We start from the raw sequence: 19794 nt of genomic DNA, 5'->3' as shown, positions 1-19794 counted from the left end.
GACACTAGCGAGGCGCCGGTGGCAGCCTCCGGTCGAGCCAGTGGACCAGCGCGAAGAGCGCGACGAACAGCGCCGTGATCGCGCCGCACGCGAGCGCGACCGCGCCCCATCCGCCCTCGTCGGGGTCGAGGAACGGATAGGGCACCCACCCGTCGACCTGCCCGACCGCGATCGTCCAGGCGAGCCACGCCACCGGCCAGGCGAGGGCGTACGCCGTGTCGCGGGTGTCGACCCGCGGACGGGGTCCCACCCAGGCCCAGGCCGCGGCGGCGAGGACCGGCACGACGACGTGCAGCAGCTTGTCGGCGACCCAGTCGGCGCCGTCCAGGTCGAGCAGGGGACGGAGCAGGACGACGTGCACCAGCCCGGTGACCGTGATCCCGACCACCCCCGCGAGCCGGGCCACGCGCCAACCGGGGCGGTCCAGGAACGGGTCGCGGGCCAGCACCGTCGAGGTGATCGCGACGAGGAGGTTGCTCTGGATCGTGAAGTAGGCGAAGAAGCGGTAGATCCGGGCCGGCAGCCCCGGCGGGTCCTCCTCGACGAGGATCACCGTGCCCCTGAGGACCAGCACGAGCTGCAGCACCAGCGCCGCCCACGCGACGGCGGCCACCACCAGGTGCGACGCCCGGGCGCGCTCCGGGGTCATCGCGAGGCGAGCTCAGTCGAGGACGACGAGGACGTCGCCGTCCTGCACCACGTCGCCCGCGGTCACCTTGATCGCGGTGACGGTGCCGCCGCGCTCGGCGAGCATCGGGATCTCCATCTTCATCGACTCCAGCAGCACGACGGTGTCGCCGGCCTCGACGCGGTCGCCCTCGGCGACCTCGATGGTGAGGACGTTGGCGACCAGCTCGGAGACGATCTCGAGGGAGGTGGGGCGGGCCATGGCGTCGACGCTAGCGGTTACCCGGGCGTACGCACGGATCGAGCGGGACTCAGAGCTCCGCGAAGCGGCGCGGCTCGGGACGGTGCGGCCCGGCCTCCTCGGCGCGGCGCCCGCCGCGACCCTTCGGCCCCGTCAGGGCGAGGTCGGCACGGATCACCAGCCAGCCGAGGACCAGGCCGAGGACCAGGGAGTACGCCGCGCGCAGGCCGGCCTCGAGGTAGGAGGTGTCCGGGGAGACGAGCCCCGTCGCGAGCGGGACGGTGGCGGCGACGCCGAAGGCGCAGAACCACCAGCCCTGGCGCCGGCGCGCGCGGACGTGGGTGCCCCACACCAGCGCCGGGATGCCGAGCAGCACCACCAGCGGGCGCGGGAACGCGCCGATGCGGGCCGAGGTCCAGTCGGCGAAGTCGAGGACCGAGGAGACGAAGCTCTGGGCTCCGTAGCGCCGCAGCAGCTCGGCGTACGCCAGGGTCGCGAAGAGGACGCCGAGGCCGATGGCGACGACGATCATCCCGCGTCGGCCGAGGCCGTGGAGGCCGGCGCCGAGGCGGTAGACGATCGCCAGCACGAGGGCGAGGGCGAGGAGCAGGGCGACGATCTCGAACCGCTCGGTCGCGACGGTGGGCTCGAAGCCGACGGCCGCGAAGGCCGCGACCGCCGCGACGAGGGCCGCAATCAGCGCCTCACGGACCGCCTTCAGCCCGGTGATGGCCGGGACCGTCACCATGACGGCGTACACGCTGCCGACCACGCAGGTCATCACCGCGGCGCCCGTGGGCAGCACACGGCCGCCGACCAGCAGGCTGGCGACGCCGAGGACGAGCGCGAGGCCCGCGGACACGAGTGCGCGGCCGGCAGTCCGGGTCGCCAGCAGCCACGACAGGGAGGTGATCACGGCGACCGCACCCGCCCCGTCGAGCCACCCGGGCGCGGCACCGGCCTCGCCCACGGCCGCGACGTCGGTGAGCGCGCCGCTCACCGCCGACCAGCCGAGGGCGGCGGTGCCGAGGACCAGCACGCCGAACCAGAAGGCGAGCAGGGAGCGCCGCGGGCCGTCATGGAGGGTCGTCCCCGTCCCGGCGGGGGCGGTCGACGCCGGGGCCGCGGGGGCCGGAGCGGGTGGTGCCTCCGGCGCCGGCTCGGCGGGTTCCGACGTCACCGTGGGCGGCGGGGGCGCCGGCGGTGCGGCCGGTGGTGGCGCGGCCACGCTCGCGGGCTCGGCCTTCCGGGTCCGCCGCAGCCGCGAGGGCGGCCGCTCGGCAGCCCGTTTGCCGCGGGAGGACCCGCGGGGGCTGTCGGAGGTGGGGGAAGGCACGACCGAGGAGGTTACAGCCGACGATTGGCGAGCGACGGATTGGTGCGGCGGGCCTCGTCGAGGTCGGCGCGGTCGAGGACCGCGTCGAGGACCTGTTCGCGGCCGTCGGCCTCGGCGAGGACGTCGCCCAGCGGGCCGATCACGGCGGAGTGACCGACGTAGCGGGGCTCGGGCTGCCCCGCGCCGACGACGAAGCAGGTGTTCTCGATGGCCCGGGCGGTGAGCAGCGTGCGCCAGTGCGCGACCTTGCGGTCACCGGGGAGCCACGCCGCCGGCACCACGAGGACCTCCGCCCCGGCGTCGACCAAGCGGCGCGCGAGCTCGGGGAAGCGCAGGTCGTAGCAGGTCATCAGACCGACCTGCCAGCCCGCCACCTCGACGACCACCGGCTCGATCCCACCGCCGGTGAGGCGGTCGGACTCGCGGTAGCCGAAGGAGTCGTAGAGGTGGATCTTGCGGTACGTCGCCGGGTGGGCACCGCCGGCGACGAGGGTGTTGAAGGGCCGGGCCGGGTCGTCCGCGACCTCGAACATCCCGGCCACCACGGTGGACGACGTCGCCTCGGCGACGCGGGCGACCTCGCGGGCGAACGGCCCGTCGACCGGCTCCGCGAAGGCGCTGACGTCGGACCCGGCCTGGCCGAAGTCGCGGGCGAAGGCCTCGGGCAGGACGACCAGGTCGGCGCCCGGCTCGACCTCGGCGAGGCGGGCGCGGTTGGCGTCGGGGTCGAGCGCGCTCGCCCACTGGTGGACGCGCACGCGCAGCTGGTCGGGCCGGTCGGACATGGCCCCAGCGTAGGACTGCGAGGATGAGGGGATGAACCCTCACCACCCCTCGCCCGCGACCGGCGGGTTCGCTGGCGTGGTGCTGGCGGGCGGCACGGCCGCACGGATGGACGGGGTCGACAAGGCGTCGGTCGAGCTGGCCGGCCGGTCCCTGCTGGACCACGCCGTCGACGCGTTCGTCGACGCCGACGAGGTCGTGGTCGTGGGACCGGACACCGTGCGGACCGCCCGGCCGGTGACCTTCGTCGTCGAGGACCCGCCCCGCGGTGGCCCGGTCGCCGGGCTGCTCACCGGGGTCGACACCCTGCTGCGGGTGCCGCACCTGGTCGGCGTGCTGGCGGTCGACATGCCGCGTGTGACCGCGGCGACGATGCGGCGCCTGCGCGAGGCGGCGGCCGGCCGGGACGGGGCGTTCCTCGTCGACGGCGACGGACGACGGCAGCTGGCCGGGGTGCTCGACACGGCCCGGCTGGACGTCGTACGACCCGGGCGGGAGGCGCAGCACGGGATGGCGCTGCACCGCCTGCTCGCACCCCTCGACCTCGCCGGGGTCGCGGCGAGCGGCGAGGAGGCCGTCGACGTCGACACCTGGTCCGACCTGCGCGACCTGCGCGGCTGAGCGCGGCTCCCTTGCCGCACCCGGGTGGGGTGCGAGACATTGGGCTCGTGAACCTCCACGACTGGATCGACGAGCTCGCCGACGTGCTCGACGTCGAGACCGAGGTCGACGAAGGCCTGGTCCTCGACCTCGCCCGCGTGGCCGCGCAGAACGTGCAGAAGACCGCAGCGCCCATCACCGCCTACCTGCTCGGCTTCGCTGCCGGCGCGAGCGACGCGAACCCGGAGCAGGTCGAACGCCTCGCCGCCCGCGCGCAGCAGCTCGCGGAGAGCTGGGACCGGCCCGCGGACGCGCCCGACCCCGACGACGTCGACGACGAGGTCCCCGACGACTCCTCGGTCGACCACTCCAGCGACCTCTACGAGGACTGATCGCGTGCGCGCTGCCGTCACCAGCGGGGCCGGTGGCCCCGACGTGCTGTCCGTCGGCGAGGTCGACGACCCGCGCCCCGGCGTCGGCGAGGTCCTCCTCGACGTCGCCGCCACGGCCGTCAACCGGGCCGACACCCTGCAGCGGCAGGGCTTCTACCCACCGCCGCCCGGGGCCTCGGAGGTCCTGGGCCTCGAGTGCAGCGGCCGGATCGCCGAGCTCGGCGAGGGGGTCGAGGGCTGGAAGGTCGGCGACGAGGTCTGCGCCCTGCTCGCCGGCGGCGGGTACGCCGAGCGCGTGGCGGTGCCGGTCGGCCAGGTCATGCCCGTCCCGGCCGGCGTCTCCCTCGTCGAGGCGGCCTGCCTGCCCGAGGTCGCCGCGACGGTCTGGTCCAACGTCTTCATGACCGCCCACCTCGACCGGGGGGAGCGGTTCCTCGTCCACGGCGGCGGTGGCGGCATCGGCACGATGGCCATCCAGCTCGCGGCCGCCCGCGGCGCCGAGGTCTACACCACCGCCGGTTCCGCGGAGACCCTCGAGCTGTGCCGCTCGCTCGGCGCGACCCGGGCGATCAGCTATCGCGACGAGGACTTCGTCGAGGTGCTCACCGAGGCCGGGGGCGCCGACGTCATCCTCGACAACATGGGCGCGAAGTACCTCGGCCGCAACGTCACCGCCCTCGCCGCCGGCGGCCGCCTCGTCATCATCGGGATGCAGGGCGGCTCGAAGGGCGAGCTCGACATCAACGCCCTGCTCCGCAAGCGCGCCTCGGTCACGGCGACCTCGCTCCGCTCCCGACCCCTCGTCGAGAAGGCCAAGATCTGCTGCGAGGTCGTGGAGAACGTCTGGCCGCTCGTCACCGCCGGCCGGGTCCGCCCGATCGTCGAGACCACCCTCCCCCTCGACGAGGTCGCCCGCGCCCACCAGCTGATGGACGACGGCGGGCGCGCGGGCAAGATCGTCCTCACCCTCTGACGTACTCCCTCTGTCGCGCTCCTCGAGCGGTGGGTGAGGCACGTTCTCGGTCCCCGGAACCTGCGCCACGCACCGCTCCGAACGGGCGCCGGCCGGGGCCCAGGTGGACTTCGGGGCGCCGGACTAGGGTGGCGGCCATGACCGAGCAGCAGCAGCCCGAGCCCACCGGCGGCCCCAGCGGCCAGGGGGCGGACGAGGACCAGGTCGTGGTCCTCGGCCCCGACGGCCAGCCCATCGGCACCATCCCGGCGAGCGCACTCCCGGCGATGACCCAGGTGGCGGGTGCCGGAGACGACGAGGACGGCGACGGCGAGCGCCACATCACCGAGCTGGTCGAGCAGCCGGCCAAGGTGATGCGGATCGGCAGCATGATCCGCCAGCTCCTCGAGGAGGTGAAGGCCGCGCCGCTCGACGAGGCCAGCCGCAACCGGCTCAAGGACATCCACGCCGCGTCGATCAAGGAGCTCGAGACCGGTCTCGCGCCCGAGCTGGTCGAGGAGCTCGAGCGGCTGTCGCTGCCGTTCACCGAGGACGGCACCCCGTCCGAGGGCGAGCTGCGGATCGCCCAGGCCCAGCTCGTCGGCTGGCTCGAAGGCCTCTTCCACGGCATCCAGACCGCGATCTACGCCCAGCAGATGGCCTCACGGGCTCAGCTCGAGCAGATGCGCCGCGCGCTCCCGGCCGGGCACGGCGGGCACCCCGCCCAGGGTCCGCACCAGCCCACCGGCATGCCGACGATGCCGGGCAGCGGTGAGCCGGACGACTCGGCCGGCAGCCGCGGCGGCATGTACCTCTGAGGCCTCAGCCCCGACCAGACGAGCGCGCGAGGCGTCGTACGACGACCAGGCCGAGCGCGCCGACGACGCCGATCGCCAGGGCGGACCACAGCAGGTCCGGCATGGCGGTGCCCTCGGCCTCGACCTCCGACCGACCGGGCAGCGGCGGGGTCCCCGGGCCGAGGACCGCGGTCAGCTTGCCGGCGAAGGCGCCCTCGGCGTCCCATCCGGCGTCCTGGCAGTCCTGAAGTGACAGCCGACCGCGCGCATCGACGCTGGCCAGCACGAGCAGATCGCGATCGAGCGGCAGCCGCTGGTCGCACGTGCCGCCGGTCCGCGGCGCGACGACGTCCTGGGTGCGGCTCACCCGCCCGGCGTGCACGGTGTCGACGGTGAAGCGGTAGACCAGCGCCCCGTCCGCCGCCCGCTCGCTCGTCGCGGTCCCGACGAAGGCCACGTCGGCCCGGTCGGCGTACTGCTGCGGCGACAGGCGGACGCAGCTGCACGCCGCGGCCGGGGCCGCCGACCCCAGCACCAGCCCACCCGCGAGCACCGCCAGGACGGCGAACAGGCGGGCGACCACGTCAGCGCGCGAGGCGGCGTACGACGACGAGGCCGAGGAGGCCGATGATCGCGGCCGCCGCGCCGGGTGCCGCCGCGCGGGCGAACCCGGCGGGTGGCGAGTCCTCCACCAGCGTGCGCTGGGCGGTCGGGGGCGGGGGCGGCTCGACCGAGGTGCCCTCGCCGAGGAGCGCCTCGATCTTGGCGACCTTGGTCGGGTTGGCCTCGCTGGTGCCGCTGCAGCTGTCGGCCTCGAAGGGGGCGCCGGTGCCGGTCGCGATGAAGACGTAGGACGTGCCGACGGCCAGCTCGCCGAGGCCGCAGGCGTTCTTCCCACCGGCCGAGAACACCTGGGTGGAGCGCTCCGGCGTGCCCTGGTAGGCCCGCGAGGCGGTGACGTCGTAGGTGTGGTCGTTGCCGGCGACCTCCACGTTGTCGACGGTGCCGATGAAGACGGCGTCGGCGCGCTGGACCTGCTGCTCGAGCCCGCCGGTCCGGTTGCGGCAGGTGCAGTCGGCTGCGGCGGCCGGGGCCTGGACCGTCACCACGAGGCCGAGGCACGCGAGGAGCAGTGCGGCAGCGAGTCGGGCGGCGTGGATCATGGCGGGCAGCCTAGCGAGGGAGGCCGGAGGAGAGGCCGAAGAGGTCGGCGAGCACCGTGGCCACCCCGTCCTCGTCGTGGTGGGGCGCGAGGTGGTCGGCCAGCTCGCGCACCGTCGGGTGGGCGTTGGCCATCGCGTAGGACGTTCCCGCCCACTCCAGCATCGGCAGGTCGTTGGGCATGTCGCCGAAGGCCACCACGTCGGCGGGCCCGAGCCCCATGCCGGCCGCGACGGTGGCCAGCGTGGACGCCTTGGTCACGCCGGCCGCGCTGATCTCCACGAGCGTGCCCACCGACGACCAGGTGGTGACGACCTGCTCGCCGAGGGCGCCGGCCACGAGCTCCCAGTAGGGCTCGGGCTCGTGGTCCTCGTGGCGGGCGAGCAGCTTGACCACGTCGCCGTCGACGAGCTCCTCCAGCGGAGCGGTCGGCACGTCGGGCGTGAGGTTGACCGCCAGCCGTGGCATGAAGTCGGGCTCCTTCGCGAACCCGGTGGTCTTCTCGAGTGCGAAGACGGTGCCGGGCAGGTCGGCGCGCAGCCGCGCCGCGACCTCGAGCAGCACCTCGGCCGGGATGGTCCGGGCGGTGCGCACCTCCCGGCGCGCGACGTCGTACACGATCCCCCCGTTGCTGCAGATCGCGAGCCCGTGCCCGCCGACGGCCTCCCACAGCTCCTCCATCCAGCGGATCGGACGACCTGTGGTGAAGACGACGGGTACGCCGGTGGCGTCGAGCTCGTCGAGGACCGCGCGGGTGCGTGCCGAGACCCGCCCCTCGGAGCCGAGCAGCGTGCCGTCGAGGTCGGTGGCGACCAGCCGAGGCGCCGTCACGAGCCGTCCCGGACGGACAGGGTGACGGTCAGCAGGTCGCCCTCGGTCACGCCCGCGGCCGTGCGCACCGCCTTCTTGACCGGGAGCACGAAGCTGCCGGAGCCGGCGTCGGGGAAGACGCTGGTGTCCCAGGTGGTCGATCCGACCCGGGCGCGCACCCGCACCGAGCCGAAGCCGCGCGGTTCGCCGGCGCGCTCGCGGATCTCGTCGGCGAGGTCGACCGGCAGGGTCACGAAGCACCACGCGCCCGCGTCGGTGGACGCCTTGCGCGCGGTCCACCGCCACAGCTCGGCGGTGAAGGTGACGCCCTCGTCCACGCCTCAGGTGCCCCGCGGGAACCAGCGCGTCATCTCGACCGCGGCGCCCTCGTCGTGGACGGTGGCGGTGACGTCGTCGGCCGCCGCCTTGACCTCGTCGACGGCCTGCCCCATCGCCACGCCGCGACCGGCCCAGCGGAGCATCTCGATGTCGTTGCGCCCGTCGCCGATCGCGAGCACGTCGGCCGCGGACAGCCCCACCTTGTCGCAGACGTGCTGCAGGCCCGACGCCTTCGAGACCCCGACCGGGGAGAGGTCGAGCCACGCGGTCCAGCCGACGACGTAGTCGGTGCCGTGCAGGCCGAGCCTGGCCGCCAGCTCGATGAAGTCGTCGGCGGTCGCCTCGGGGTCGCGGACGATCACACGGCTGACCGGCTCGCCGACGATGTCATCGACGTGGGTGATCACCTGCTCACCCGACAGCTCACCCTCGGGGAAGACCCGGTTGACGCGGTAGCCGCCGACCTCGCGCTCCTCGACCGCGACCAGCGCGTGCGGGTGGTGCTCCAGCACCGCGGCGACGGCCGGGGCGGCGTCGAAGGTCTCCTCGTGGACGACCTCCATGGGCGGGTAGCGGAAGACGACGGCACCGTTGGACGCCACGACCCACAGCTGGTCGGCTTCCTCGCGCGGGATGTCGAGCAGGTCGGCGATGGTCGTCATGCCGTGCGGCGAGCGGCCGCTGGCCAGCACGATGTGGGCGCCGGCGTCGAGCGCGCGGTGCACGGCGTCGTAGACCTCGGGCGTGATGGTCTCGTAGTCCTCGGTCTGCCCGTCGACCCACTTGAGCAGCGTGCCGTCGATGTCGAGCGCGACGACACGGGGAGTCCAGTCAGCCAAGGGGTTTCATCACTTCCAGGCCGCCGAGGTAGGGGCGCAGCGCCTCCGGCACGGTGACCGAGCCGTCCTCGTTCTGGTGGGTCTCCAGGATCGCCACGATGGTGCGCGTGATCGCGGTGAGGGTGCCGTTGAGGGTCGCGACCGGGACGGTCTGGCCCTTCTCGTCGCGGGTGCGGATGTCGAGGCGGCGCGCCTGGAAGTCGGTGCAGTTGGAGGTCGAGGTGAGCTCGCGGTACTTGCCCTGCGTCGGGATCCACGCCTCGCAGTCGAACTTGCGCTGCGCGCTCAGCCCGAGGTCGCCAGCGGCGACGTCGATGACGCGGTAGGCGAGACCCAGCTTGTCGAGGAACTCCTTCTCCCACGCCAGCAGCCGCTCGTGCTCGGCGTAGGACTCCTCGACCGTCGTGTGGACGAACATCTCCACCTTGTCGAACCAGTGCACGCGGATGATGCCCTTGGTGTCCTTGCCGTGGCTGCCGGCCTCCTTGCGGAAGCACGGGCTGAAGGCGGCGTAGCGACGCGGCAGCGAGGCGGCGTCGAGGATCTCGTCGGAGTGGTAGGCCGCCATCGCGACCTCGCTCGTGCCGACGAGGTAGAGGTCCTCGCCCTCGATCCGGTAGACGTCGTCGGCGGCCTGGCCGAGGAAGCCGGTGCCCTCCATGGCCCGCGGCTTGACCAGCGACGGGGCGATGACCTGCGTGAAGCCGGCGTTGCGGGCCTGGTCCATCGCCATGCTGACCAGCGCGAGCTCGAGCTGAGCCCCGATGCCGGTGAGGAAGTAGAAGCGCGAGCCGCTGACCTTGGCGCCGCGCTCGAGGTCGATGGCCCCGAGCATCCTGCCGAGCTCGATGTGGTCGCGCGGCTCGAAGTCGAACTCCCGCGGCGTGCCGACGTGCTCGAGCACGACGAAGTCGTCCTCGCCGCCGGCAGGCGCCTCGTCGGCGGCCGGGTTGGGGATCGCCTTGACGGCCTCGTCCCACTCCGCCTCGGCGGCGTTGCGCGCGGCCTCGGCCTGCTTGACGCTCGCGGCGAGGTCCTTGACCTGCGCGAGCAGGGCCTGCTTCTCCTCGCCCTGCGCCTTCGCGACGAGCGCACCGCTGGCCTTCTGCTCCGACCGCTTGGCCTCGAAGTCGGCGATCGCCTTCCGCCGAGCGGAGTCGGCCGCCAGCGCCCGGTCCACCACGTCGTCGGACAGCCCGCGCTTGGCCTGGGCGGCGCGCACGCGGTCGGGGTCGTCACGGAGCAGGCGGGGATCGATCACAAGTGAAAGGCTATCCGTCCGGGCGTGGGGAGGCCCGTCCGGTGTGGGCATACTTCGCGGGTGACTCCCGCCTCTCGCAACCGCGCCCTCGGTGGGGCAGCCCTCGCGGCAGCCCTGTTCGCGGTCCTCGGCTTCTTCGTGACCCGTGACCGGGCTCCGCTCGACACCTTCGACGTGGAGGGCCGCCGCCTCGAGGACTGGGCCGACGACCAGGCGCTGCTCATCGACGTCCTGCGGTTCGTGGAGGTCGCCTTCGGGACGATCGGGATGACCGTCCTCACCGTCCTGCTGGCGCTCTGGCTGCTCCTGCGACGCCACCGCTGGGCGGCACTCCTGGTCGTCGTGGTGATGCTGGTGACCTCGCTCGCGACCACGGGCCTGAAGCACTGGCTCGGCCGCGACCGCCCGGACTGGCAGGACACCCTCGGCCTGCACGCAAACTTCAGCTTCCCCTCGGGCCACGCGTCGTCCACGGCAGCCTTCGCGGCGCTCCTCGTCATGCTGCTCGCCCTGTTCGTACGCCGTACGTCGCTGCGCCGCCTCGGCATCGCCGCCGTCGTCGCGTGGTGGCTCGTCGTGGCGCTGGACCGCGTGCTCCTGGGACGGCACTTCCCCAGCGACGTCATCGGCGGCCTGCTGCTGGGCCTCGCGGTCTTCCTGCTCGCGCTGGCCTTCATCGACCCGCGGCCGCGCTCGATCGCGACGAAGAGCGAGCCGCTGCCGGAGGTCTACGCCTCGGAGAAGCGGCTGGCGGTGATCCTCAACCCCATCAAGGTCGAGGACGTCGGCCAGTTCCGCTCCCTCGTCGCCGGGATGGCCCAGGAGTCCGGCTGGTCCGAGCCGGCCTGGCAGTACACGACCGTCGAGGACCCCGGCACCGGCATGGCCGAGCGCGCCGCCGTCGCCGGGGCCGACCTGGTCATCGTCTGCGGCGGCGACGGCACCGTGCGCGAGGTGTGCGCCGAGCTCGCCGGCACCGGCATCCCGGTGGGCATCGTCCCGGCCGGCACGGGCAACCTCCTCGCCCGCAACCTCGGCATCCCGCTCTACATCCGCTCCGCGGTCGACATCGCGCTCAACGGCCAGGACCGGGCCATCGACATGGTCGAGGTCGGCGGCGACGGCATCGAGGACACCCACTTCATGGTGATGGCCGGGATGGGCTTCGACGCCGCGATCATGGAGGGCGTCAACGAGGACATCAAGAAGAAGATCGGCTGGGTCGCCTACGTCATCTCGGGCCTGAAGTCGCTGATGTTCCCGGCGGTCCGGGTCGAGATCCAGATCGACGACGACGAGCCCACCATCCACCGGGCCCGCACGGTCCTCGTCGGCAACGTCGGCTTCCTCCAGGCCGGCATGCCGCTGCTGCCCGACGCCACCATCGACGACGGCGTGCTCGACGTGGTGATCCTGCACCCCCGCAAGTTCCTGTCGTGGATCCCCCTCGCCGTGCGGGTGCTCGCGAAGAGCCAGACCGTCGACGAGCTGATCGACCGGCGCACCGGCTCGCGGGTCCGGATCACGGCCGCCACCGACACCCCCCGCCAGCTCGACGGCGACTCCATCGGCGAGGGCCGCGAGCTCCGGATGGAGTGCATCCACGGCCGCCTGCTGGTGCGCGTGCCACGCTGAACCTCTGCTGCAACGCCTCAGGGACGGGCGTGCTCGATCGCCTCCTCCTCCTCGGGCGAGAGCTGCTGCTCGCACGACCAGGAGGAGATCGACTTGGCGTAGGTGCGGGCCTCGCTGCGGCCGTGGATCGAGGTCAGCACGACCCCGTGGCCGGCGTCGTCGAGCACGGCGAGGCTCCAGCTGAGGTGGCCGCCGACGTCGCCGAACGCGTCGTAGCGCACCACCGACAGGTGCCGCAGCGCGTCGGCGCTCTCCGCCTTGAGGGCAGCGACCTCCTGCCGCAGGCCGTGCACGTCCTCGGGCAGCGCGTCGACGCCTTCCCCACCGGTGCGGGTCGTCGTACGACGGAGGGCGAGCGCGGCGAGCGCGCAGGCAACGGCGGCGAGGACGACGGCGACGACATCGAGCATGCGCTGACCCTATGTTCGGGGGGCGGTCACGGCCCGTCGGACACCCCCGGAGGTGACACACTCGCCGACGTGACCCGTCGCATCGCCTACCAGGGAGAACCCGGCGCCAACTCCCACCTGGTGTGCCAGCAGGCCTATCCCGACTGGGAGCCGCTCGCGTGCGCGTCGTTCGAGGACGCCTTCGCCGCCGTGGAGACGGGCGAGGCCGACCTCGCGATGATCCCGATCGACAACTCGATCGCCGGCCGGGTGGCCGACATCCACCACTTCCTGCCGACCTCCGACCTGCACATCGTGGGCGAGCGGTTTTTGCGCATCCAGTTCTCCCTGATGGCCTTGCCGGAGGCGAGCATCGAGTCGTTGCGCACCGTGCACAGCCACGTCCACGCGCTCGGCCAGTGCCGCGGGGTGATCCGCGAGCTCGGCCTCACGCCCGTCGTGGCCGGCGACACCGCGGGGGCCGCCCGCGAGGTCGCGGAGTCCGGTGACCCGACCCAGGCCGCGATCGCGCCCCCGCTGGCCGCGGAGATCTACGGCCTGCAGGTGCTGCGCGAGGAGATCGAGGACGAGGACCACAACACCACGCGCTTCGTGGTCCTCTCGCGCGACTTCGAGCAGGCGCCGTCCGGCAACGGACCGGTCGTGACGACGTTCATCTTCAACGTGCGCAACCTCCCGGCCGCGCTCTACAAGGCACTCGGCGGCTTCGCGACCAACGGCGTCAACATGACCAAGCTGGAGAGCTACATGGTCGGGGGCCACTTCACCGCCACCCAGTTCCTGGCCGAGGTCGACGGCCACCCCGACGACCCGGGGGTGCGCAACGCGCTGGAGGAGCTGGCGTTCTTCACCACCGAGGTCAAGGTGCTCGGCGTCTACCCCGCCGATGCCTTCCGTGCCGAATAGCTGGTCGCGCCGAGCGGCTGACACACTCCCCCGGTGATCGATCCCCTGGTGGTGGCGCTCGCCTTCGGAGCCATCTTCGTCGTCGAGCTGCCCGACAAGACCTTCATCGCCACGCTGGTGATGTCGACCAAGATGCGCCCGCTGTTCGTGTGGATCGGCGTCGCGCTCGCCTTCCTCGTGCAGACCGGGGTCGCGGTCGGCATCGGCAAGGCCGCGTCGTTCCTGCCGGAGCAGCTGATCCACACCGTCGCCGCACTGATGTTCGTGATCGGCGCGATCATCCTCTTCCGGGCCGCGCGCACCGCCGACGCCGACGAGGGCGCCCAGGAGGACGAGTACGCCGCCAGGGCCGACTCGGGCGCCCACGGGTTCAAGGTCGTCGTGACGTCCTTCCTGGTCCTCTTCGCCGCCGAGTGGGGCGACCTCTCGCAGCTGCTGACGATCTCGCTCGTCGCCAAGTACGACGACCCGGTGTCGGTCTTCCTCGGCGCCTGGGGTGCGCTGCTGGCGGTCTCCGGCCTCGCGGTCATCGTCGGCCGGTTGCTCCTCCAGCGGGTGCGGCTCTCGGTGCTGCACTACGTGGGTGCGGCCGTCTGCGTGCTCATGGCAGCCTTGACGGTGTGGGAGATGACGCGCTGAGCGACCCGCTGGTCGCAGCTGTCCGGGACCGCTTCGTCGCCGTCAACGGGGACCACCCGATGACCGACGAGGACGACGCCTACGTCCGCGAGCACTTCGTCGCGGCCACGCCCGCGGCGATGGAGCAGATGCTGGCCGGTCGCCTGCCGCTGCCGTCGTACGTGCTCGGTGACGGGACGCCGATGGTGCCCGCCGACCACGGTGCCCTCGCCGAGCTCGCCGGTGGTGTCGACCGGCTGCGCGACTGGTTCCTCGCGTTCTGGGCCGACGACCCGGCCACCGGTGAGGACGAGTGGGGTCACTACCTGTCCGGGCAGTACGTCTGCCTGCGCGAGGTGACGCCGATCCGGATCCGGATGAAGACCGCGCGCGTCGCCGAGGCGTCGGCGGCGGTCGAGGTCCTGCGCCGCGACCCGCACGACCCGGTCGGTCGCGGCCTGCTCGGCCAGGCCGTCGACGGCGTGCTGGCCGTGCCCGGGCTCGACGCGCTCCTACTGCCGATGACGGCGTACGACCGGCTCCGCTTCGGTGGCCCCACGGTCCGGGAGAGGTGGGTCGACGCCCCGCGCGCGGAGTTCCTCACCCCCGTCCCGCCGGTCTGGCCGCTGCACACCGAACGTCTCGTGCTGCGTCCCTTCGAGCCCGCCGACGCCGACGCGTTCGCCGTGGGGTGGGCCTCGGAGGAGTGGACCAGCCTGCTGCTGAGCCGGCCGATGAACCGTGCCGAGGTCGGCGAGATGGTCCGGCGGCGCATGGACCCCGGCGACGGCACGTTCATCGGCCTCGTCGTCGCCACCCACGACGGCACCGTGGTCGGAGACTCGATGCTGCACCTCCAGGGCACCGGCCTCACCGAGGGCGAGATCGGCTGGACGATCCTCCCGGGGCTCGGCGGCCGCGGGTACGCCACCGAGGCCGCCCGCGCCGTGCTGCGCCTCGGCTTCGAGCACTTCGGCCTCCGGCGGGTCGTCGCCAACCTCGACGCCCGCAACGACCGCTCCGCCGCCCTCTGCGAGCGCCTCGGCATGCGCCGCGAGGTGCACCGTCTCGGGGACTTCTGGTCCAAGGGCGCCTGGACCGGCTCCTACGAGTACGCCCTCCTCCGCGAGGAGTGGCGGGCGCTGGGCTGACCGCCCGCGGTCGGGTCCGGCCCCAGCTGCCGCCGCCAAGCCGTCGCACGTGCGGCGGATGTGGCCCTCAGATCGGCGTTTGCGGGGCCAGAACCGCCGCGCGCGGTGCTGTGGATGACGCCCGCGGTCCGCGCCGAGATCCGGGCACCATCCGGGGATGGACTTCGACCCGAGGAGACCCTTCCAGCGTGGCACCGCACTCGCGGCTGGCGTGAGCGCCAAGGAGCTGCGCCGGCCGGGCTACCGGCTGGTGCTGCCGGGCACCTACGTCGCCGAGACGACGGTCGTCACGCCCCGTGTCCGCGCCCGGGCCGCCCTGGTGCCGTACGACGGCGTGGCGTGGGCGAGCCATGCCTCGGCAGCTCGGGTGTACGACCTCCCGATCCCGACGATCGGCGACGAGCACGTGAGCGTCCCCCGGGCGGGACTCCGCCGCCGGCACCGAGGCGTGAAGGTCCACGTCGGTCGGCACACCGCCACCCGCGTGGTCGACGGCGTACGGGTGACCGAGCCGCTGATGCTGTTCGTCGAGATGGCGGAGCGGCTGACGCTGGTCGACCTCGTCGTCCTCGGGGACGCGATGGTCCGGCGACGGCTCGTCACGCCCGAGGCCCTGGTCCGGTTCTGTGCAGAGGTCCGGCACAAGGCCTCCTCATCGGCGGCACGGGCGGCCGCCTTCGTCCGGCGTGAGGTCGACTCACCGATGGAGACGCGGCTGCGCATGCTCATCGTGCTTGCCGGACTGCCCGAGCCGGTGGTCAACCTCAAGGTGCGCGACGAGGTGGGCGACGTGATCCGCAAGTACGACCTGAGCTACCCGTCGATCAAGGTCGCGGTCGAGTTCAACGGCAAGCTCCATGTGCTCGTCCCGGGGGCGTGGGAGGCCGATCTCGAGCGCCGCGACGCGGTCGACGACTCGCACTGGCGACTGCTGCCCGTCATCAGCTCCGGCATCTACGCCACACCTGATCACACCCTCCGCCGCATCCACCGCGTGCTCCTCGCCCGCGGCCTGCCCGGCGTACCCCTCCGCCTGGGAGACGGCTGGCGGCCCCACTTCCCGAGCCACGCCGACGCCGCGTGAGCACGTGCGGCGGATCTGGCCCTCGATTCGCCCGTTTCGGGGCCAGATCCGCCGCACGTGCGCGGCGGGTGAGCGCCGCTTCCGCGCACGACGCCCGCGCACGGCAGCGCTAGAGTCCCGCCTATGGTCACCACCCCGCACGGAGCCGACAGCGAGGTCGGCCGCCTGGCCACCGTCATGCTCCACCGCCCCGGCAACGAGCTCAAGCGCCTCACGCCCCGCAACAACGACCGGCTGCTGTTCGACGGCATCCCGTGGGTGAGCCGGGCGCAGGAGGAGCACGACGCGTTCGCGGAGACGCTGCGCCACCGCGGCGTGGAGGTGCTCTACCTGACCGAGCTGCTCACCGAGACGCTCGAGAGCGAGATGGCCCGCAACCACGCCATCACGAGCGCACTGTCGGGGCTGCACCTCGGCGACACCATGCGCCGCTACCTCGCGCAGGCGCTGCGCGACCTCGCGCCGGCCGAGCTGACCGACGTCCTGACCGCGGGCATCCGCAACGACGAGGTCAAGGGCGGGCACGGGCTCGTCACCAGCCTGCTCGACCCCCACGACTTCCTCATCGACCCGCTGCCCAACCTGCTCTTCACCCGCGACTCGAGCGTGTGGGTGCGCGACCGGGTGGCCGTCACCAGCCTCGCGATGCCGGCCCGCAAGCGCGAGACGCAGCTGACCGAGCTGATCTACACCGAGCACCCGCGCTTCGCCGGCACCCGCAAGATCCACGGCTGGCACAACGAGCACGTCGAGGGCGGCGACGTCCTGCTCCTGGCGCCGGGCGTGATCGCCGTCGGCGTCGGGGAGCGTACGACGCCCGCCGGGGTCGAGCGGCTCGCCCGCCAGGTCTTCCACGCCGACCTCGCCCACACCGTGCTGGCCGTGCCGATCGCGCAGGAGCGCGCGACGATGCACCTCGACACCGTCTGCACGATGGTCGACGTCGACAAGGTCGTGATGTACCCCAACGTCGCCGACACGCTCCGCGCCGTGACCGTCACCCTCGACGACCCGGGCTCGGGCGAGTCCGACCTCAGCCTGAGCGTCAGCGACTACGAGCCCTTCCTCGTCGCCGCGGCCAAGGCCATGCAGATCGACACCCTCCACCAGATCGACACCGGCCTCGACCCGGTCACCGCCGAGCGCGAGCAGTGGGACGACGGCAACAACACCCTGGCCCTCGCGCCGCGGGTGGCGGTCGCCTACGAGCGCAACGACGAGACCAACGACCGGCTCGAGGACGCCGGGATCGAGGTCGTCCGGATCGCCGGGTCGGAGCTCGGCTCGGGGCGTGGCGGCCCGCGCTGCATGAGCTGCCCGATCTCCCGCGAGCCCCTGCACGCGGACTGACGCCGGACTGACGCCGACCGGACCGGACCGGCGCGTCACGTTCGCCGGTGTGCTTCGTTGACGAGGCATGACTGACTCGATCCTGGACGGGCTCGGGCCCGCCGACGTCGAACGCGTGCTGGCAGCCGGTCGTCCGCTCACGCTGCCGCAGGGCTGGTCGCCCATCGCCGAGAGCACCCCGGCCGACAAGGCGTACCTCATCACCGAGGGCGAGGTGTCGGTCCGCAGGGGTGGTGTCGAGATCGCCACCCTCGGACCCGGCTCCGTCGTCGGCGAGGCGGCCATCGTCAACCGCACCCTGCGATCGGCGACCGTCGTCGCCCTGACACCGCTCCGGGTCGTCCACTTCACGAGCGACACGATCCATCAGCTGGTCGAGCAGGTGCCGGCCTTCGGCGCCGCCCTCCGCGCGGCGGCAGCCCGGCGCCTCGAGGGGAGCTGAGGCGGATGGGCGGGGCCGGGCCCGACGACACCCGGGCGCTGGGCGCCCTCCTCCTCGGCGAGGAGCCGAGCCTGACCCGCGTCGAGGTGGCCGAGCGCGCCGGGGTGCCGCTCGACCTCGCCGTCACCCTGTGGCACCAGCTCGGGTTCCCCCACCGCACCGACGAAGACGTCGCGTTCGCCGAGAGCGACGTCGAGGCCCTGCGCCTCTCCGCCGAGCTGGTGCGGATCGGGATCCTGCCACCGGAGTCGCAGGCAGCGCTGGTGCGGACCTGGGGCCGCAGCTACGCCCGCCTCGCCGAGTGGCAGACGACGTTGCTCGCCGGGCTGGCCGTCGACGACAGCGACCCGAGCGCCGGTCCGGCCGGCCTCACCGAGCTGGTGAGCGAGGTGCTCCCCCGCGTCGAGGCCCTGCAGGGCTACGTCTGGCGGCGCCACCTGGCCAGCGCGGCCGAGCACCTGCTCGAGGACGCCAGCACCCTGACCACCACCGAGTCGCAGCTGTCGGTGGGCTTCGTCGACATCGTCGGCTACACCACGCAGAGCCGCAGCCTCGACGGGCCCGAGCTGGTGCGGTGGGTCGACGGCTTCGAGCAGGACACGACGACGCTCGTGGTCGACCACGGCGGCCAGGTGATCAAGACGATCGGCGACGAGGTGCTGTTCACCGTCGCCGACCCGGCCGCCGCGGTGGAGGTGGCCCTCGCGCTGACCGCGCGCGGGGCGGACGCCGAGGACCCCTTTCCGGCCGTGCGGGCCGGCATCGCGCACGGGTCCGTCGTACGACGCCTCGGTGACGTCTTCGGCTCGACGGTCAACGCCGCCTCCCGCCTGACGTCGGCCGCGCGGCCCGGCAGCGTGCTGGTCGACGCGGGGTGCACGAGGCGTTGGCGAGCGACGAGGGGGACGCGTGGCGGTTCCGGCGTGCGCGCCGGATCTCGGCCAAGGGGTTCACCCACCTCGAGGCCTGGCGCGTCAGGGCGACGGAGACGTGAAAGCCCGGTCGTTGTTGACGGGGGAAACAACAACGACCGGGCAGTGACGAATCTACTCCGCCCCGGACGGCCCGCACAACCGTTGGATCCGTTGTGTTCGAGCCGTGGTCAGATGGTGGACCCGGCCTTACCGGATCGTCACCTGGCGGTTGGCGAGTCCGGCCCGCGCGGACCGCTCCTCGGCGCTCAGGTCTCCGCCCTGCAGGGCCTTCTCCAGGTCGGCCGCGAACCGCGCCGCCGGCTCCTCGAGGACCTCGGCGCCCGTACCGACCGGCAGGTCCCAGACCGGGGCCAGCAGGCCGTGGGCACGGAACATCCCGACGAACCGGGACCCCTCGGCCACGGAATCCTTGCCGGCAGCGTGCAGTCGGGCGAGCGCGTCGAGGAGCTCGTCCTCGGGGTGCGGCATGACCCAGCGCAGGTGCTCCTTGGTCCCGACGTTGGTCCAGTACGCCGCCTCGACCGAGGTCAGCCGGCTGGTCGGCATCACGCCGCTGTTGGCCTGCTCGAGCGCGGCCTCCATGCTCGCGTCGCGCTCGGGGATGTCGTCGATCCAGTACTCGAAGCCGTCGTGCACCGTGATGTCGAGGCTGGTGTCGCTGATCAGGTCCTGGATGCTCGGGCCGTCGCCGGGCGCGCTCATCAGCCCGACGATGCCGGGCTCCTCGGTGGCCAGCGCGGCCTCGAGGACGGCGCCGAGGTCGCGGGCCGGGTTGCCGTAGGAGTGCTGGACCTGCAGGCCCAGCCAGATGTCGCCCGAGTCGCGCACCATCGCCGGGGCGGCCCCGGGCAGGAGCGTCGCGAGGCGGACGGTGCGCTCGCCCTCCTTGAGGGTCAGCGGCGCCGTCGCGGCCGGGACCAGCTCGCGCAGGGCGATGACGTCGCACTCGCTCGGCATGCCCTCGAACGGGCGCGCGACGAAGGTCGGCGCGGCACCGCCGGCTGCACCGTGGCAGGCCTTGTAGCGCTTGCCCGAGCCGCAGGGGCAGGGCTGGCGGGGGCCGACCTCGCCGGCGGCGGGTGCGGACGGGGCGCTCTTGCGGGACTTCTTGGCCATAGCCCAGAA

23 protein-coding genes and 1 pseudogene are annotated in these 19794 nt (G+C 73.2%); 12 read left to right on the top strand and 12 right to left on the bottom strand.

The genetic code is table 11. The features are described from left to right. Positions 1–4 precede the first annotated feature (4 nt). Genes Q1B24_RS15525 through Q1B24_RS15510 form a run of 4 tightly spaced genes read right to left on the bottom strand, consistent with a single transcriptional unit; the run spans position 5 to position 2989 of the window. Complete coding sequence (locus Q1B24_RS15525; protein ID WP_299930594.1) at positions 5–649, bottom strand: Pr6Pr family membrane protein; 645 nt, start codon at positions 647–649, stop codon at positions 5–7. Positions 650–661: 12 nt separating this feature from the next. After that, on the bottom strand, positions 662–889 hold the full coding sequence (locus tag Q1B24_RS15520; protein WP_299930591.1) for a biotin/lipoyl-binding carrier protein: 228 nt from the start codon (positions 887–889) through the stop codon (positions 662–664). A 49-nt stretch (positions 890–938) separates the two neighbouring features. Further along, positions 939–2204, bottom strand: coding sequence for a hypothetical protein (locus Q1B24_RS15515; RefSeq protein ID WP_299930588.1), 1266 nt, complete (start codon positions 2202–2204; stop codon positions 939–941). Between the two features lie 11 nt (positions 2205–2215). Next, on the bottom strand, positions 2216–2989 hold the full coding sequence (locus Q1B24_RS15510; protein ID WP_299930585.1) for a carbon-nitrogen hydrolase family protein: 774 nt from the start codon (positions 2987–2989) through the stop codon (positions 2216–2218). A gap of 31 nt (positions 2990–3020) precedes the next feature. Here Q1B24_RS15510 and Q1B24_RS15505 point away from each other — a divergent pair, with 31 nt between their 5' ends. From Q1B24_RS15505 to Q1B24_RS15490, 4 genes are all read left to right on the top strand, one after another. Continuing rightward, positions 3021–3608: an NTP transferase domain-containing protein gene (locus Q1B24_RS15505; RefSeq protein ID WP_299930582.1), complete on the top strand. Its 588-nt coding sequence runs from the start codon at positions 3021–3023 to the stop codon at positions 3606–3608. 47 nt (positions 3609–3655) lie between these two features. Then, positions 3656–3979 carry a DUF6457 domain-containing protein gene (locus Q1B24_RS15500; RefSeq protein WP_172257512.1) on the top strand — a complete coding sequence of 108 codons (324 nt, stop codon included), beginning with the start codon at positions 3656–3658 and terminating at the stop codon, positions 3977–3979. Between the two features lie 4 nt (positions 3980–3983). Next, positions 3984–4952, top strand: a complete 969-nt coding sequence (locus Q1B24_RS15495) for an NAD(P)H-quinone oxidoreductase (protein WP_299930574.1) — start codon at positions 3984–3986, stop codon at positions 4950–4952. Positions 4953–5218: 266 nt separating this feature from the next. Then, entirely contained in the window at positions 5219–5749 is a 531-nt protein-coding gene (locus tag Q1B24_RS15490) for a bacterial proteasome activator family protein (protein ID WP_299930837.1), read from the top strand. A gap of 4 nt (positions 5750–5753) precedes the next feature. Here the strand turns inward: Q1B24_RS15490 and Q1B24_RS15485 are convergent, their stop codons facing one another. The 6 genes from Q1B24_RS15485 to serS are packed head-to-tail and all read right to left on the bottom strand — an operon-like array spanning position 5754 to position 10138. After that, positions 5754–6311, bottom strand: a complete 558-nt coding sequence (locus Q1B24_RS15485) for a hypothetical protein (protein WP_299930572.1) — start codon at positions 6309–6311, stop codon at positions 5754–5756. 1 nt (position 6312) lies between these two features. Beyond that, on the bottom strand, positions 6313–6891 hold the full coding sequence (locus tag Q1B24_RS15480; RefSeq protein ID WP_299930569.1) for a hypothetical protein: 579 nt from the start codon (positions 6889–6891) through the stop codon (positions 6313–6315). 10 nt (positions 6892–6901) lie between these two features. Continuing rightward, on the bottom strand, positions 6902–7720 hold the full coding sequence (locus tag Q1B24_RS15475) for an HAD family hydrolase (RefSeq protein ID WP_299930566.1): 819 nt from the start codon (positions 7718–7720) through the stop codon (positions 6902–6904). Beyond that, positions 7717–8037 (bottom strand): DUF1905 domain-containing protein, encoded by a 321-nt coding sequence (locus Q1B24_RS15470; RefSeq protein ID WP_299930563.1) that lies wholly within the window; start codon positions 8035–8037, stop codon positions 7717–7719. The genes Q1B24_RS15475 and Q1B24_RS15470 overlap by 4 nt, the downstream gene beginning before the upstream one ends. Positions 8038–8040: 3 nt before the next feature. Further along, positions 8041–8877: an HAD family hydrolase gene (locus Q1B24_RS15465; RefSeq protein WP_299930560.1), complete on the bottom strand. Its 837-nt coding sequence runs from the start codon at positions 8875–8877 to the stop codon at positions 8041–8043. Continuing rightward, positions 8870–10138 (bottom strand): serine--tRNA ligase, encoded by a 1269-nt coding sequence (serS, locus tag Q1B24_RS15460; RefSeq protein WP_299930558.1) that lies wholly within the window; start codon positions 10136–10138, stop codon positions 8870–8872. Before serS ends, Q1B24_RS15465 begins: the two co-directional genes overlap by 8 nt. Before the next feature lie 60 nt (positions 10139–10198). Between serS and Q1B24_RS15455 the strand changes: the two genes are divergently transcribed. Beyond that, positions 10199–11773, top strand: coding sequence for a YegS/Rv2252/BmrU family lipid kinase (locus Q1B24_RS15455; protein WP_299930555.1), 1575 nt, complete (start codon positions 10199–10201; stop codon positions 11771–11773). A 17-nt stretch (positions 11774–11790) separates the two neighbouring features. Here the strand turns inward: Q1B24_RS15455 and Q1B24_RS15450 are convergent, their stop codons facing one another. Continuing rightward, complete coding sequence (locus Q1B24_RS15450) at positions 11791–12183, bottom strand: DUF4446 family protein (RefSeq protein ID WP_299930552.1); 393 nt, start codon at positions 12181–12183, stop codon at positions 11791–11793. Between the two features lie 69 nt (positions 12184–12252). Between Q1B24_RS15450 and Q1B24_RS15445 the strand changes: the two genes are divergently transcribed. From Q1B24_RS15445 to Q1B24_RS15415, 7 genes and pseudogenes are all read left to right on the top strand, one after another. Continuing rightward, entirely contained in the window at positions 12253–13089 is an 837-nt protein-coding gene (locus Q1B24_RS15445; RefSeq protein ID WP_299930549.1) for a prephenate dehydratase, read from the top strand. Positions 13090–13122: 33 nt separating this feature from the next. After that, positions 13123–13728, top strand: a complete 606-nt coding sequence (locus tag Q1B24_RS15440) for a TMEM165/GDT1 family protein (protein ID WP_299930546.1) — start codon at positions 13123–13125, stop codon at positions 13726–13728. Beyond that, complete coding sequence (locus Q1B24_RS15435) at positions 13710–14858, top strand: GNAT family N-acetyltransferase (protein WP_299930544.1); 1149 nt, start codon at positions 13710–13712, stop codon at positions 14856–14858. The genes Q1B24_RS15440 and Q1B24_RS15435 overlap by 19 nt, the downstream gene beginning before the upstream one ends. A 157-nt stretch (positions 14859–15015) precedes the next feature. Next, entirely contained in the window at positions 15016–15942 is a 927-nt protein-coding gene (locus tag Q1B24_RS15430) for a hypothetical protein (RefSeq protein WP_299930541.1), read from the top strand. Between the two features lie 123 nt (positions 15943–16065). Beyond that, on the top strand, positions 16066–17292 hold the full coding sequence (locus Q1B24_RS15425; RefSeq protein ID WP_299930538.1) for an arginine deiminase: 1227 nt from the start codon (positions 16066–16068) through the stop codon (positions 17290–17292). 67 nt (positions 17293–17359) lie between these two features. After that, the gene (locus Q1B24_RS15420) at positions 17360–17734 is read left to right on the top strand and encodes a cyclic nucleotide-binding domain-containing protein (protein ID WP_299930535.1); all 375 of its coding nucleotides are present in this window, start codon (positions 17360–17362) and stop codon (positions 17732–17734) included. A 5-nt stretch (positions 17735–17739) separates the two neighbouring features. Next, positions 17740–18543 (top strand): annotated as a pseudogene (locus Q1B24_RS15415) (adenylate/guanylate cyclase domain-containing protein); the annotation flags it as partial. Positions 18544–18855: 312 nt separating this feature from the next. Here Q1B24_RS15415 and Q1B24_RS15410 read toward each other — a convergent pair. Then, a complete protein-coding gene (locus Q1B24_RS15410; RefSeq protein ID WP_299930532.1) occupies positions 18856–19785 on the bottom strand; it encodes a DUF5926 family protein in 930 nt (309 codons plus the stop codon). Positions 19786–19794 lie beyond the last annotated feature (9 nt).

Source organism: uncultured Nocardioides sp., from assembly GCF_947488025.1.
GTDB lineage: Bacteria > Actinomycetota > Actinomycetes > Propionibacteriales > Nocardioidaceae > Nocardioides.
Note: the sequence above shows the minus strand (reverse complement) of the source record. Positions and strands in the feature narration are given on the sequence as shown.

Coding starts and splice junctions, on each gene's coding strand:
- Q1B24_RS15420 (WP_299930535.1), top strand. CDS start 17,360: ATGACTGACTCGATCCTGGACGGGCTCGGGCCCGCCGACGTCGAACGC.
- Q1B24_RS15490 (WP_299930837.1), top strand. CDS start 5,219: ATGACCCAGGTGGCGGGTGCCGGAGACGACGAGGACGGCGACGGCGAG.
- Q1B24_RS15425 (WP_299930538.1), top strand. CDS start 16,066: ATGGTCACCACCCCGCACGGAGCCGACAGCGAGGTCGGCCGCCTGGCC.
- Q1B24_RS15510 (WP_299930585.1), bottom strand. CDS start 2,989: ATGTCCGACCGGCCCGACCAGCTGCGCGTGCGCGTCCACCAGTGGGCG.
- Q1B24_RS15410 (WP_299930532.1), bottom strand. CDS start 19,785: ATGGCCAAGAAGTCCCGCAAGAGCGCCCCGTCCGCACCCGCCGCCGGC.
- Q1B24_RS15525 (WP_299930594.1), bottom strand. CDS start 649: ATGACCCCGGAGCGCGCCCGGGCGTCGCACCTGGTGGTGGCCGCCGTC.
- Q1B24_RS15480 (WP_299930569.1), bottom strand. CDS start 6,891: ATGATCCACGCCGCCCGACTCGCTGCCGCACTGCTCCTCGCGTGCCTC.
- Q1B24_RS15505 (WP_299930582.1), top strand. CDS start 3,021: ATGAACCCTCACCACCCCTCGCCCGCGACCGGCGGGTTCGCTGGCGTG.
- Q1B24_RS15430 (WP_299930541.1), top strand. CDS start 15,016: ATGGACTTCGACCCGAGGAGACCCTTCCAGCGTGGCACCGCACTCGCG.
- Q1B24_RS15520 (WP_299930591.1), bottom strand. CDS start 889: ATGGCCCGCCCCACCTCCCTCGAGATCGTCTCCGAGCTGGTCGCCAAC.
- Q1B24_RS15450 (WP_299930552.1), bottom strand. CDS start 12,183: ATGCTCGATGTCGTCGCCGTCGTCCTCGCCGCCGTTGCCTGCGCGCTC.